Genomic DNA, 13,758 nt, shown 5'->3' on the forward strand with positions numbered 1-13,758 from the left:
TTGTTAATTGCGGGGCTGGTAAGTTCTCGCGTCGAACATAGTTCACCTACCGCCCCACAATTAACGCGCCATTCATCTCACACCAAATCGAAGATTATGGTGTGAGGCTTTTGTCTTATCCAGCTAAGGGTGATAAGTCACTAATTTCTTGTAAGCCCACTGCGGTTTGTAATTTAATACCCCGTTGATAGAGCGTGTAACCACGGCTACGAGCAACACGGATGCCAGTGTAGTGAGTAGGGCTGAAACCTGCTTGAGCGAGCCAAAGCGATACCTGTTGCATCAAATTTTCTTGCTCAGTGAGATTTAAGCCAGAAATATCTAGAGCTTTAAGGAGATCGCGATCGAGGAAACGACGGCACAAATCTGCTAACACCGGATCAGCAGAATGCTGCCAACGCTGTAGGTGGTAGGTTAGTACACCATCATCAGCAGCCAAGTATTGGGCAAGTGGCAACACCTCTGCTAGAGCATTGCCCTGAGAATCCGTTTTTCCTACTGTCCTCGCTTGAGTAAGCCAAGCCGCAACGGTGTCATCTGCTGCGATGTCGCCCAAAGCAAATTGCTCACAGGCACGTCTAAAAGCATGTTCCAACACCCAAGTTGCAGCAATGTTTTTAGGATGGTTGTAAACCTGGGCGTACATGAAGTAGCGCACGATCAAATAATGCTCGATCGCGGCCATACCTTTGCGAGCGACAACCAACTGCTGGCTTACAGGGTCATAGCTTAGTGCCATCAAAATGCGATCGAGGTCGAGCTTACCGTAGGAAGTACCCGTGAAGTAGCTATCACGCATTAAGTAGTCAAGGCGATCGCAGTCGAGTTGGCTGGAGACTAACTGCCAGACAAAAGCAACAGGATATTTCTTCAAGTAGACCTGCTCTAGGCTGTCTAGCAGACTAGGGTCAAAGTGGTCTAAAAGTCGGCGGACAGGAGCAGATTCTCGCAAGATCCGCCTGGTCCAAGCCTCATGGTGATTACCAAAAATCTCTTCGCTGGTGTGGCTAAAGGGGCCATGCCCAATGTCATGCAGCAACGCCGCACACAGAACAATGGGGCGATAGGGTTGCACCTGGGGATAACGTTTGGCAATGCGATCGAACACTCGTCGCGCGATCGCCATTACTCCCAAAGAATGGGTAAAGCGAGAACCTTCGGCCCCATGAAAGGTGAGACTAGCAGGGCCGAGTTGACGAATCCGGCGCAACCGCTGAAAGGCAGGTGTATCAATCAGGCGAATTAGTAAAGCTTCGGTTGGATCACTGTTATCCAACGCGATCGCCCCATGCAAGGGGTCATGGTAAGTGCGGCTAGAATTAGGCAGCACCCGCCAACACGGAACGCTGAGTCAGTAATTCTACAGCCGCTTGATACTGTTGATCCTGCTCGGTAGCAACTTGGTCGCGGGTAATAGCTTCGAGCGGCACCACGCGATCGGGGGTAATGCCCAACTTATTGATGTCTTGGTGATTCGGAGTCTCATACTTAGCCACCGTCACCGCTAAGCCAGAGCCATCCGAGAGTTCAAATAACGACTGAATTAAACCCTTGCCAAAGGTTTTTTCACCTACTAACTCGGCGCGACCATTGTCTTGCAATGCTCCTGCCAAAATTTCACTCGCACTCGCAGTGCCTTGATTCACCAAGACAACAAGTGGATCTTGAGTGAGCGCGGGGCCATTCGCTTCAAAACTATCTTGAATCCCTTGGCGATTCACAGTGTAGACGATGGTACCGGAGTTCAGCCACAAGCGAGCAATCTCCACGCCAGCTTGCAGCAAACCACCAGGATTGTTACGGAGATCGAGAATGTAGCCCTCTGCTCCTTGATCTTCTAAGCGATGGACAGCCTTGGCTAATTCCACAGTGGCATTGGCATTGAACTGATTGAGACGGATGTAACCAACAGGAGGGCGCTCAGGTAACTTGCGTAGCTGAGCATAAACCGGATTAATCGCAATGCGATCGCGTACCACTGAAATATCCAGCTCAGACTCCCCTGCTCTCGCTACCGTCAAGATCACGCGGCTGCCAATGGGTCCGCGCATCCTCTCAGCCGCTTCATCTAGAGTCAACTTAGCCGTAGCAACACCATCAATGCGTGAGATGCGATCGGCAGGGCGAATACCCGCTTGCTCGGCTGGAGAACTTTCAAGCGGCGCGATCACCTTTAACTCACTCGTTTCTGGATCAAGCGCAATCTGCAAGCCAACTCCAGTCAACTCACCAGAAGTGTTGGTTTGTAAGCTGCGGTATTGATCGGGTCGCAACAGCCGGGTAAAGGGATCGTTCAAGCTTGCCAGCATTTGCTGAATCGTTTCATAGGCAGCTTCGCGATTGTCAAGTGGACGGCTGAGGACTTGCTGACGGAGCGATCGCCAATTTTGATGATTGAAGGACTCATCGACATAAGAGCGATTCACAATCCGCCAAACTTCATTTACCAATCGCTGCTCCTCACTAAAAGCCCAAGCTGGAGTAGACCAACTCAACATCACCACAATTGGCACTATCAGCAACAACCCAATCTGAGCAATCCACTTTTTTTGCATGGCACCGAATCTTAGCTTTACTCACCACTACTATTGTTCTGTCACCACTGTTCTATCAACTATCAACTTTAATGGGTGTGCTTGCATGAGTGCTATGTAGAGCCCCGCACCTAGCAAAATACACTTAACATCCCCCTACTCTGTCACTCTAACTTTTCTGTCACCACAGCTGCGAGAGATTTAGCTGCTAACCAAATCCCTCCCGTCTTCAGCCATCCCGGCATGAAATCCTCTTCTGGTCTATGTTACATTTTTTATAGACTCCTATGAGTTAGCCCATCCATTTAGCCCAAATTAGCTCCAAGGACTGCCACCTAATTCCCATTTGGGGAAGCTTCACCCAAGCAACGAGCTGATGGCGATTCAGGAGGCAACCTGACAGCTTTTTAATAGCACACTAGTGTGGTCACACTAGAATGGATAGAACATCTGAACTCAATAAGCTCAGGCTAGATCAGCCGCAATCTAGTGTTCTGTAATTATTGGGAGCCTCTCAGAAGATTCTTTGGATAAGCAGCTGACTAAAGCCGATGCCCAAGATTCTCTTTCTTCTGAGAGACTAGAAAAGGTCACAAACAGCAATACATGTTTTAGGAACTCTTGCTCTATGGCAAAAGTGTACGACTGGTTTGAGGAACGCCTTGAGATTCAGGCCCTCGCTGATGACGTCACCAGCAAATACGTACCTCCCCACGTCAATATCTTCTACTGTCTGGGTGGCATTACCCTGACTTGCTTCTTGATCCAGTTCGCGACTGGATTTGCAATGACGTTCTACTATAAGCCAACCGTAACTGATGCTTTTGCTTCAGTTCAGTACCTGATGACAGATGTCAACTTTGGTTGGCTGATCCGCTCCATCCACCGCTGGTCTGCCAGCATGATGGTGCTGATGATGATTCTGCACGTCTTCCGGGTTTATCTTACTGGTGGTTTCAAAAAGCCTCGTGAGCTGACCTGGGTGACAGGTGTAATTTTGGCCGTAATCACCGTTTCTTTTGGTGTAACGGGCTACTCCCTGCCTTGGGACCAAGTTGGTTACTGGGCTGTCAAGATCGTTTCTGGCGTCCCTGAAGCCATCCCAGTCGTAGGCCCCTTTATCGTTGAGCTAATTCGCGGTAGTAGCAGCGTGAGCCAAGCAACCTTGACACGCTTTTACAGCTTACACACCTTTGTTTTGCCTTGGTTGATTGCAGTATTTATGCTGCTGCACTTCCTCATGATCCGCAAGCAAGGAATCTCTGGTCCTTTGTAAGCACCTTGTAAGCAGTTCACAGCCAGTCTTCACAGTTTGCTCAAAGCACTTATACTAGGCTATTAACAATAGCTCAAGTCTAATTGCTGTCTCGTTCTCTACCTGCTGACTTCAGAATAAAGGAGAGCACTTTTACATCATGGCAACGCTTAAAAAACCGGATCTTAGCGATCCACAGCTTCGCGCCAAACTTGCCAAGGGGATGGGCCATAACTACTATGGTGAACCCGCTTGGCCTAACGACTTGCTTTACATCTTCCCAGTTGTAATTGCAGGTACGATCGCCCTCTGCGTTGGTTTGGCAGTGCTTGACCCAGCTTTGGTGGGTGAGCCTGCAAACCCTTTTGCCACTCCTCTGGAAATTTTGCCTGAGTGGTATTTCTATCCCGTCTTCCAAATCCTCCGCATTCTTCCTAACAAGCTGTTGGGAATTGTGTGTATGGGTGCAATTCCTTTGGGCCTCATGCTTGTTCCTTTCATTGAGAACGTGAACAAGTTCCAAAACCCCTTCCGCCGTCCCGTTGCTACCACCATCTTTTTGTTTGGTACTTTGGTGACTCTGTGGCTAGGAATTGGGGCCACATTCCCTATCGACAAGTCTCTGACTTTAGGTCTGTTCTAAAAGAGCCCCAGGCTCAACTCAACGCCTGCTTGTTCTTCCACGGTGCTAACCGATTGCACTAGGGAGAACAAAGCAGGCGTTATTATTTTAGGTACCTTTTATCTGCCGCTCGATCCTTGGGCATGTTGCAGCAAGACCACTTAACCGTCCCCAGCGACTTGACTGTTTTAACCGAGATCCAACAGTGGTTTGAACGATTTTGTCGCCAATTTCTACCTCAGCTGGCTTGGTCCGATCACCAGCTATATCGCCTGACTTTAGCGATCGCCGAAGGATTCACGAATGCAGTCCGTCATGCCCATCAGGACTTACCGCCTGAAACCGCAATCGATATCCATTTAGCACTTTGGGACGATCGCCTAGAAATTCAGATTTGGGATTATGGTCAACCTTTTAATCCAGATGTTTTAGAGGAGCCGAAGCCTGGAACGCTACGAGAAGGGGGCTATGGCTGGTTCTTACTGCGACGCTTGGCAGATCGAGCCACCTATGAGCGATCGCCGGATGGGCGCAATTGTCTTTTGATCGTCAAGTACAAAGTGCGGTAGACCCTAGTTTGAGACCAGGGTTTATAAAGCTCTGCCCCAAGTTCCGCCACCGCTTCAAAAAGATTAGATTAATCTAGGTGGTTTTTGAGCGCATCCAAACTAGTTATTTGCTAGGATTTGGCAGCAATATTGATTGATTAAAGACTAAGCAAACTGAGTATTTAATCAGCTTTTATGGTGGTAAGGCTTCTAGCCCTAAAAATTTGGGTGCGAAAACTGCAAATGCTTATGGGGAGCGGAGTCACTTGCTCCGGTTATGATGGATGACTGGAAGTTGCCATTTACCTGATATCTTAGCGGTCAAGCCTGAAGTCAAAGTCACAAAATTGGAGCCTACTACGACTAAAAACACTCGCCACGTCTTCGTATTTCTAGAAATTTTTGCTTGCGAAGGTGGCATTCAATCCTACATAAAGGACGTTCTAAAGTCTTACGCAGACTTGGTGGAGCCATCAGGTCAAGAGATGGCTTGGCCTTATCAAGCCGATGTATTTTTATTGCGGGATGGGCCAGAATACCACAATCCTCTGGAACCCAGTCCACTCGGCTTCCATTATTTCAAAACCCATCCCCCCGCCTTAGGACGCATTAAATTAGCAGCTCAGTTGTTGGCTTACCTGCTGCGCTATCGTCCGGAGCGCGTTTTTTGTGGTCATATCAATCTTGCACCGCTAATTCAGGCGCTATGCCAACCACTAGGCATTCCCTACACGGTCTTGACCTACGGCAAAGAATTTTGGGTTAAGCTACCAACCCATGAGCAAAAAGCTCTACAGCAGGCAACTACTATTTGGACGATTAGCCGCTATAGCCGCGATCGCGCCTGTGAGGTGAATGGGCTAGACCCAGAACGAGTCAAACTGCTCCCTTGCATTGTTGATGGTGATGCTTTTACCCCTGGCCCTAAAAACCCAGCGCTAGTGGAAAAATACGGCTTGGCTGGAGCGAAAGTGCTGATGACCGTAGCGCGGCTTTGGAAGGGCGACAAGTACAAAGGGGTAGATGTGACGATTCAAGCTTTGCCCGCGATCGCTGAAGTATTTCCGCAGGTGAAATATTTGGTGATTGGTCGTGGTGATGACCAACCTCGTCTAGCTCAGCTCGCTCAAGATTTGGGTGTGGCGGAGCGGGTGGTATTTGCAGGCTTTGTACCGACTCAAGATTTAGTCGAACATTACCGCTTGGCTGATGCCTATGTCATGCCGTCACAGGAAGGTTTTGGCATTGTCTACCTGGAAGCAATGGCTTGTGGGGTGCCTGTGGTAGCAGGAGATGCAGATGGTTCTGCGGACCCTTTACAAGATGGCAAACTCGGTTGGCAAGTGCCTCACCGCGACTCAGAGGCAGTAGCAGCCGCCTGTATTGAACTTTTACGCAATACTGAAACTGCAGCAGAATCCCGCGATCGCCGCTGTGATGGGGTCTGGTTGCGCCAAGAAGCTTTGTCTCTGTTTGGAGCTGAGGCATTGACTCAGCAATTAAAACAATTACTAAGTCCACCCTTAGGGGAGCCATCAAAGCTATCCTAAAAAAAGCGAGAATTGTTGCCTCTAGGAGACTGCTGTGAATCAAAACAGCCTCAGAAATTTTCAGTTAACCCTCGCTGGTGCAAGTCGCTGGCTCCCATTCCTCGCCCTAATCTGGTTGTTAGGATTAGCTGGCTTAGGCTGGTTGGTGAAGTCATTTCTCATCTTAGTGGGGTTCATTTGCCTCGCCCCAGTCATTGCATTTCTGGGGTTTCGTTGGTGGCTCAAGCGCAATCTAGTGCAAGCTCAATGTCCCGTTTGTGGAACTGAAGTGGCGGGGATCAACCAAACCCAGATTGAGTGCTCTAGTTGTGGTGAAGCGCTCAAAGTGGAAAAGGGACACCTCAGCCGACTGACTCCCCCTGGAACCATTGATGTCCAAGCGATAGAAGTACCCGCTCAACCGATGGATCGCTAGACTAGGGCGCACTCTGAAGGCGCGTTTCACTGAGGCGATCGCCCCAACCAATGCTTTAATCCATGCCCTAATCAATCCGCTAGATCAAACTAGATCAAATCAAACCAGATCAAAAAAGTGGACGGTTCTGAGGGAGCCATCCACTTTTTGTGGGTTTAGGGAGTCAAAAACTGCGGCTGTTAAGGATTGGGGGCCTGAGAGATCGAGAGTTGGTAAGCATGCTGCCCTGCGGCCCGATTGCCAACATAGACAGAATAGGTACCAGGAGACCAAAAACCAGAGATTTGGGCTGGCTTCTTAGAATAAGTATCCGCTAAAGAACAGAATCGTCCCCCTGGCCCATCAATCACCAGCGTCGGTTGACCTTCACTTTGGACGGCAAAGCGCAGATAGGGAACAGCCTGAGTTACCTGAATCACCTGACTGGGAGCTTCACTCACATAGCCGCAATCGCCACTCTTAGTCCCACCCGATGTGCCCGTAAGCACCTGGGGATCGGGCTTGAAACCTGGAGCAAGAGATAGAGGTTTACCTTGAGCTGTGCCAGCAACTGTCAGAGCTACGACGAGAGCTGTAGGAACAGCAAACCAATGTTGATATGTCCTCATCTTGCGTCAACCCTCAAAAAGCACGGAGGGCTCCTAACTTCAGTATCCGTAATTTCGGGCAAATTGCGGAACTGCATGTTCATGTTTCCAAAGTGTCACAGAAGTTTTGTGATTACTGAGGCCGCTACACCCGCAGAAAACCAATGAGCTAGGTTGAATGGCGATATTGTTCGAGGAGTTGCGGAATGTGATCATAACCATCGACTCCAATCACGGAGGCAATTTGGCGACGGTGCTGCGCCAAAGCAGTTTGAAATCCTGTTTCTCCCATTTGGCCTTGCAAAATCATCAACAGCCCTGCGGGTTGTCGCCACTCGTTGGAAGCAATTTGCTCTAGGAGATACATGCCCAAGCAGCCGCTATAAACTGATTTTTCCAAGTTTTGCAGACGGTAATAGGCTTCTGCTAAGTGAGCCAAGTTGCGAGCTTGTAAATAGAGATCCCCTGAAAACTGTGCGGCTTGAATTCCACCTTCTAGGTAAGCGATCGCCATTTGCGGTTGATCTAGGACAATGTGAGCGATCCCCAAACTGCTGAGGCAAAGGGCTTGGCTTTGGCGATCGCCCAATCGCTCAGACAATTTCAAGCCTTGTTGTAAATAATCAATCGCGCTTTCGTAGGTTTCGGGTTCGGCTTGTTCTAGCTGGTGAGCTTGTAGCACTTCGCTGTAACCGAGATTTGCTAGTGCATTAGCCTCACCCAAGCGATCCCCAGCTTGACGACTCAGAATCAAGGCCCGCTGACTATAGTTGATCGCCTCAGCGTAATTTTTTTCTGCTACACAAGCGCGACTGAGGTGGTTAAAGTTAGCAATCTCACAGGGGCGATCGCCGGCTGTACGAGCTAGCTCTAGGGCTTGTTGGTGAAAGTTTTGCGCACGGTCATATTGGCCTTGAGCACGGAAAGAATAGCCCAATAGAGTCAGAATTCTAGCTTTTTCTTGGGTGCCTTCAGCCCGCCGCAACGGTTCATCTAGATAGTTGAGGGCGTCGCGTAGGTAGTTGCCAGCAAAGGAGGCAAAGATGCCACCATAGAGCGGAAAGTAATCACGCTGGGCAAAGGTTCGCAGAATTTGCAGGGTTGTTTGGAAAGCTGCATCGGCAAAGCGATCGCCTAACCCCACTCCCATTTGAGACCACAGCACAGCAAACGCCAGAAACGTGGAGATGGAAAGTTTAGACCCCACTTTAGAGTCATAGACGAGTTTGTCAAACCAAGTCACTAAACCTTGTTGTAGGCCTCGGAGGATCACCGTCAGTTCCACCCAATCTTCCAGGTCTACGGTTTGATGTCGGCTCCACTCCGCCGCCGATTGCTCCTGGGCGAGGGCTTGGAATAAAGCTTGAGGGATGGGACTACCAACCTGCTTGGCCCACAAAGCCCAAGGCCCCCGCTGCCCTGAGACGCCCTCGAACCCTAGCTGTCCTTGGCTTTGGTCGTACATCCAGCCTACCAGATGGTCTTCCAAACGACGCCAAGCTTCGATCCCGCGCCCAATACCTGTGGCTAGCTGCTCCATCTGCTGCTGAGATTCTGCTTCGGTGATAGTGGTAGCTTGTTGTTGCAGTTGTTTGGCAAGTTGTTGCCACTGCTGTAACGTTACAATCTGGGCTCGATTGGGGTCAGTCACTTGTAGCAAAACCGTTAAACGATTATGCGGCTCAGCCACCACAACTTGACGAACCGCCGTCGATAGCATTTCTGTCGCTTGGTTTTGCTCTTGCCAGCGTTCCCACTCACCTTGAATGGTTTGTAAGGCTCTTAATATCCGATTGGCCTTGGCCAGTTTTAACTCATCGGTTTGGATTTCAACCTGGCGCTGAGCCGCGCTGAGGCGATCGCCCAAACAACGCTCAAAGATCTCTCCGGTTCCAGGACTCACCTCGTTCAACAACATTTGGTAAACCTGTTCTTTAGAGCGGATTTTGCCCTTGAGAGTCGTTTCGACGATGCGGTCGATGAGTTCTAGGTAGCGACTAGCTAGTGGAGTAGCACCACTCACAGAATCAGACATGGAGTTTAAATGCTTGGTAGAGAATTTTCAGTTACCTTACCGGGAGATCAGACCAGCCCAACCTTTTATTTTTTCTTATAAACTGAGCGTGCTCAGGAGACTTCCGTTCGCTACAATCGCAGACACAACAGTAAATTTACTGACTCCACTGCTGTCCCTACCATTGTCGCGATCGCTGTGGAAATTCAGAAGTTGTAATTTAGCTGAATTTCTTCTGCATTGGCTGGCTTAGGGCAGGAATTTGTCCTACTTTACCAGGGTAGCTTTCTGGGTAGGGCAGCTTACAAGATGTATGTTCACTAGTTTGTGTATCGCTTCGCAGATACGCACTGGTTTCGTGAAGGAAGCCTCATTACTGCTCGCCAGCCAGGGTGCTAAATGCTAATGAGTCATCAATTAACGCCGCGATCGCCCTAATTAGCTCATCTCGGCTCTACATAGGCAAAGACCTACTAGAGGCCAAGACCTTCTACCCAAGAATTACAAGAACCAATAGACTGCATAACTAGTGACGGGGAGTTTTTGAAGATGGCGAGCCCAACAGTCAGGAGAAGCACTAATCGCTCTCAATCAACGCTAACCAGTTGGCGCTTCAAACGTCTGCCTCTGCTACCTCGACGATGTGGAGCCTGGATGATTGAGGTGTCTTTGATTGTGGCGAGTGCTTGGGTGCCCTTTAGCTTGGGGGAGTATGCCAAGTTGCACTCCTCCAGTGAACCTGTGCCCTTGAACCCATTTGTCGCCAAAGCTGAGTCCGCGATCGCCCAAACCTTAGCAATCCCAGTGGGGGATCGTAACCGGACGGTGCCTCCCCTCACGAACCTACTATGGTCTGGGGCGGTCGTAGCTCCATTTGTAGTAGCAGGACTCAACCTGTACTCACTCGCTAAAACTGGTAAAACTCAACCAAAACGCTGGTTTGCGGTCAAGGTAGTAACAGCGACAGGAGCACCCCCAGGCTTTTTGAGAGCAGTCATGCGAGAAGGAGTAGGTCGGTGGGGGTTGCCTCTGGGGATCGCCTACACGATCTGGCGCTACAGTGGTGCCTTCCCCGACCTCAGCATTTTGTTGGGGCTGGCTAGTTTTCTGGTACTTGGTGAAAACTTCAGTGCCCGGTTCAACTCTCGGCGTCGCGCTTGGCACGATCGCTTAACTGGCACGACTGTAATCGATGCAGCCCAACCCACCCCCTTCTACAGCGATCGCGTTCAAGTTTTGCGGCGCGACAGCCAGGGCTGGTCAGAGCAGTCATCTCACTGGAGCGAGGAAGATGCTGCGATCGCTGCCATTGTACTAACACCGGAAAAAGGCTGGCGGGGGCAAGGTCTGTGGTACTGGATGCGCCAACACCCCGGCATGACATTGTTGATTGTGTCGCTCTCCAGCGTGGGTTTGGTACTAGGTACCTTTGTCGGGACTCAGGTCTATGTGCAAAGCCAAGCCAATCGTCGGGAGTTTAAGCAGCAAGATAATCAAGTTTTTTTAGCGTTGGTGAGTAAGCTTACGCCTAACTCAGTGGGTGCACCGGATGAACGGCAAGGCGCGATTTTGGCACTGGGTACCGTGAATGACTCACGCGCAGTTCCCCTCTTAGTAGATTTGCTGGGGCAGGAAGACAAACCCGCCCTGATCGACGCAATTCAGCAAGCTCTAGTCAGTAGTGGCCCAGACGCTTTGCCCTATCTACAACGGCTCAATCAAGCCTTGAAGAACGATTTGGAATCGCTGCGACATGGCAATAACGAAAGAGAGTACAGATTATTAGCCTTGAGACGTCGGGCTACCCAACGAGCGATCGCTAAACTTCTCACCATCTACAGCGGTCAAGTGCATGCTGCCGACTTAAGTCGAGTAGATTTAGGTCGTGTAGATAAAGGAGCCGCCCAGTTTACGCTGGTTTTGGACCGCATCGATCTCTCAGGGACCCAACTAAAAAACGCGATTCTCGCCGGGGCAAGCCTACAAGGAAGCCGCTTTTATGGAGCTGGAGAAGACGAGCGTTGGGGGACTTTCGACGACTGGATCTCTGACTTGAGTGGTGCGGAACTCAAAGACACCAACTTAACAGGCGCTTTTCTAGGTCATACTTTGATGGATCGCACAAATCTAACTCGTGCCATTCTCAACAAGGCCGATTTGTCCCATGCTCGCATGTCTAAAGCGAATCTTAGTAGTGCCAAGCTGGTTGCCGCCAACTTCCACCAAGCTGTTTTAGATAGTGCTAGCCTCACAGGTGCCGACTTAGGTAATGCTGACTTTTCTCAGGCCAACTTGCAATCTGCCCGGTTGGGGCAAGCCAGTGCTACAGCCACAAAGTTTCAGTTGGCTAACTTAGTACGCTCCGAGTGGCAGGGAGCTGACTTGACGGGAGCTGACTTCAGCCAAGCTAGGCTCCAGCATGCTGATCTGAGCTCTACACAACTAGCAGAAGCTAACTTCAGAAATGCTCAGCTCCAAAACGTGAGTTTCCGGAATGCGGATCTCAGACAGGCAGACTTACGCGGAGCCAATGTGGCTGGGGCGGACTTTCAAGGCGCAACCTTAGCTGCCTCGCCGCCAAAGTCATCAAGCCAGTTTATTCAGTTAGCTCCTAGTACCTCCCAACCGAGCAGGCTGAAAGGGGTCAATTTTGCCGATGCTCAAAACTTGAGCCCTACTCAAATCACCTATATTTGCGCTCAAGGCGGTCGCCATCCTCAATGTCGCTAAGCAAATGTCGCTAAGCAAATGTCGCTAAGCAAAAAAGCTAGATTATGGCTCTGCTTGGGTGAAAATAAGTAACAAGATCTCTAGTTTAAAGCTAGGAATTTGCTTGAATAGACCTGTGGATAAGTCAGCCCAGAGCAAGCGCTGACGCCTGAAGTTGAATTGAGCGAGACAATCAATCAATGCTACTGGTAGTGAGGAATTGGCAATGAAGTGTCTGAAGCGCCTGTCGCAAGGCAAAAGTTGGGCTGGGAGAGCTAAGGCGATCGCGCTGGGAAGCACCGTAGCACTAGGGATGGTATGTTTCACCCCATCAGCAGCATCCGCGCAGGCTGCCTATGGTAGTTACGTTGGCATTGGTCCCGCCATTGGTCTCACAGATGGCTCCATCAACGAAGATAGCGAAAATGCTTTAGTCATTGCCGCTCGCTACAAACTGCTGAAGCTGCCCATTTCACTGAGAGCCCAAGCCCTGATTCTGAACGATAATACGGCGATCGTACCAACGGTGTCTTACGATATCCCACTGAATTGGCAAGCAGATGCTTATATTGGGGCGGGATACTCCTTCTCAGAGGGGGATTCTACTTCGCCTTTGGGGAATCAAGATGCCTTCGCCATTCAACCAGGCATTGACTACGCTCTACCCAACAGCAAACTCGTAGTTTTTGGAAATGCCATCATTGCCTTTGATGCCTACCGTGAGACTGGAGGCACAGCGGTATCAGTGCAAGGTGGGGTGGGCATGAGATTTTAACTTGTAGGGGGTGTTCGGCCCACCCGACAGTCGAGGGCAACCTGACAAGTACCCCCACGCTATTTGTCTGCGATCGCATCTTCGGATGCAGTTTGATCGATTTCTAGAAAGCCACTCCGCCTGACCAGTTGGGGCCAGACCAAGAGAAAGAATCCCATCCAAGCCAGGATAGGAACCGCAACTAGACAGGTAAACCAAAGGGTGTGGGCTAGGAGCCAACTGCCCGTGATGATTGTGATCCCCGTGAGCAAAATGGACCAGGGTTGACACCACCAGGGTTTATAGGACCAGGGGCTGACTTGAGAAGATTGAGACAAGATTCGACGCAGCTCCAGAAATAGTATGGGTTCGACTTGAGTTAGGCGAGGGATACTGGATCATATCGCAACGGCATCTTTTGGTGATCGCCATGCCTCACCGTAACTTTGATTCTTACCGAACTCAACATTTAGCTGATCTAGAGTGGCCCGCGAATCCTGAGGTGCAAGCCCAAATTGCAGCTTTACAGAATTCTTCTAGCTCACACTCTAAGATGCTGAACCTAAATGCTTGGGCGATCGCAAAAACTATGGACAAGTTCTACCCAGGCTTTTGGAATCGTTTTATGGCCAATCGGCAAGTGGCATTGCAGCAGTTTCTAGAGCAAAAACGCCACCAAACAGCTCAGAACCCAGGTTCTACACCACCATCGGCCAGCCTAGAAATTCCTGAAACTTCCAGCTAGCCATAGCTTCCCACTAACCAGATTG

At 50.0% G+C, this 13,758-nt stretch carries 13 protein-coding genes; 8 read left to right on the plus strand and 5 right to left on the minus strand.

The annotated features are described in order from the left end of the window. Window positions 1-115: 115 nt before the first annotated feature. Together KME12_10995 and KME12_11000 are read right to left on the minus strand one after the other, a co-directional pair. Window positions 116-1,330, minus strand: a complete 1,215-nt coding sequence (locus tag KME12_10995; protein ID MBW4488303.1) for an HD domain-containing protein — start codon at window positions 1,328-1,330, stop codon at window positions 116-118. Continuing rightward, a complete protein-coding gene (locus KME12_11000) occupies window positions 1,320-2,555 on the minus strand; it encodes a PDZ domain-containing protein (protein MBW4488304.1) in 1,236 nt (411 codons plus the stop codon). The genes KME12_10995 and KME12_11000 overlap by 11 nt, the downstream gene beginning before the upstream one ends. A gap of 607 nt (window positions 2,556-3,162) precedes the next feature. On the opposite strand from KME12_11000, the gene KME12_11005 reads away from it, so the two are divergent. The 5 genes from KME12_11005 (at window position 3,163) to KME12_11025 (ending at window position 6,924) form a co-directional block, all read left to right on the plus strand. Next, on the plus strand, window positions 3,163-3,810 hold the full coding sequence (locus KME12_11005; GenBank protein MBW4488305.1) for a cytochrome b6: 648 nt from the start codon (window positions 3,163-3,165) through the stop codon (window positions 3,808-3,810). A 139-nt stretch (window positions 3,811-3,949) separates the two neighbouring features. Beyond that, window positions 3,950-4,432 carry a cytochrome b6-f complex subunit IV gene (gene petD / locus KME12_11010; GenBank protein MBW4488306.1) on the plus strand — a complete coding sequence of 161 codons (483 nt, stop codon included), beginning with the start codon at window positions 3,950-3,952 and terminating at the stop codon, window positions 4,430-4,432. A gap of 122 nt (window positions 4,433-4,554) precedes the next feature. Beyond that, window positions 4,555-4,980, plus strand: a complete 426-nt coding sequence (locus KME12_11015) for an anti-sigma regulatory factor (protein ID MBW4488307.1) — start codon at window positions 4,555-4,557, stop codon at window positions 4,978-4,980. Between the two features lie 263 nt (window positions 4,981-5,243). Then, window positions 5,244-6,509: a glycosyltransferase family 4 protein gene (locus KME12_11020; protein MBW4488308.1), complete on the plus strand. Its 1,266-nt coding sequence runs from the start codon at window positions 5,244-5,246 to the stop codon at window positions 6,507-6,509. A 34-nt stretch (window positions 6,510-6,543) separates the two neighbouring features. Continuing rightward, complete coding sequence (locus tag KME12_11025) at window positions 6,544-6,924, plus strand: hypothetical protein (protein MBW4488309.1); 381 nt, start codon at window positions 6,544-6,546, stop codon at window positions 6,922-6,924. Window positions 6,925-7,103: 179 nt separating this feature from the next. Here KME12_11025 and KME12_11030 read toward each other — a convergent pair whose 3' ends face one another. Both KME12_11030 and KME12_11035 read right to left on the minus strand, forming a co-directional pair. Further along, on the minus strand, window positions 7,104-7,532 hold the full coding sequence (locus KME12_11030; protein ID MBW4488310.1) for a hypothetical protein: 429 nt from the start codon (window positions 7,530-7,532) through the stop codon (window positions 7,104-7,106). A 148-nt stretch (window positions 7,533-7,680) separates the two neighbouring features. Continuing rightward, on the minus strand, window positions 7,681-9,546 hold the full coding sequence (locus KME12_11035; GenBank protein ID MBW4488311.1) for a tetratricopeptide repeat protein: 1,866 nt from the start codon (window positions 9,544-9,546) through the stop codon (window positions 7,681-7,683). A 528-nt stretch (window positions 9,547-10,074) separates the two neighbouring features. Between KME12_11035 and KME12_11040 the strand changes: the two genes are divergently transcribed. Together KME12_11040 and KME12_11045 are read left to right on the plus strand one after the other, a co-directional pair. Next, on the plus strand, window positions 10,075-12,255 hold the full coding sequence (locus tag KME12_11040; protein MBW4488312.1) for a pentapeptide repeat-containing protein: 2,181 nt from the start codon (window positions 10,075-10,077) through the stop codon (window positions 12,253-12,255). A gap of 205 nt (window positions 12,256-12,460) precedes the next feature. Continuing rightward, window positions 12,461-13,009, plus strand: coding sequence for a porin family protein (locus KME12_11045; GenBank protein MBW4488313.1), 549 nt, complete (start codon window positions 12,461-12,463; stop codon window positions 13,007-13,009). Window positions 13,010-13,068: 59 nt separating this feature from the next. On the opposite strand, the gene KME12_11050 is transcribed toward KME12_11045, so the two are convergent. After that, on the minus strand, window positions 13,069-13,329 hold the full coding sequence (locus tag KME12_11050) for a hypothetical protein (protein MBW4488314.1): 261 nt from the start codon (window positions 13,327-13,329) through the stop codon (window positions 13,069-13,071). 89 nt (window positions 13,330-13,418) lie between these two features. On the opposite strand from KME12_11050, the gene KME12_11055 reads away from it, so the two are divergent. Beyond that, window positions 13,419-13,733, plus strand: a complete 315-nt coding sequence (locus KME12_11055; GenBank protein MBW4488315.1) for a hypothetical protein — start codon at window positions 13,419-13,421, stop codon at window positions 13,731-13,733. The last annotated feature ends 25 nt before the right edge of the window (window positions 13,734-13,758 follow it).

This window comes from Trichocoleus desertorum ATA4-8-CV12 (assembly GCA_019358975.1).
In the GTDB taxonomy this organism is placed as follows: domain Bacteria; phylum Cyanobacteriota; class Cyanobacteriia; order FACHB-46; family FACHB-46; genus Trichocoleus; species Trichocoleus desertorum_A.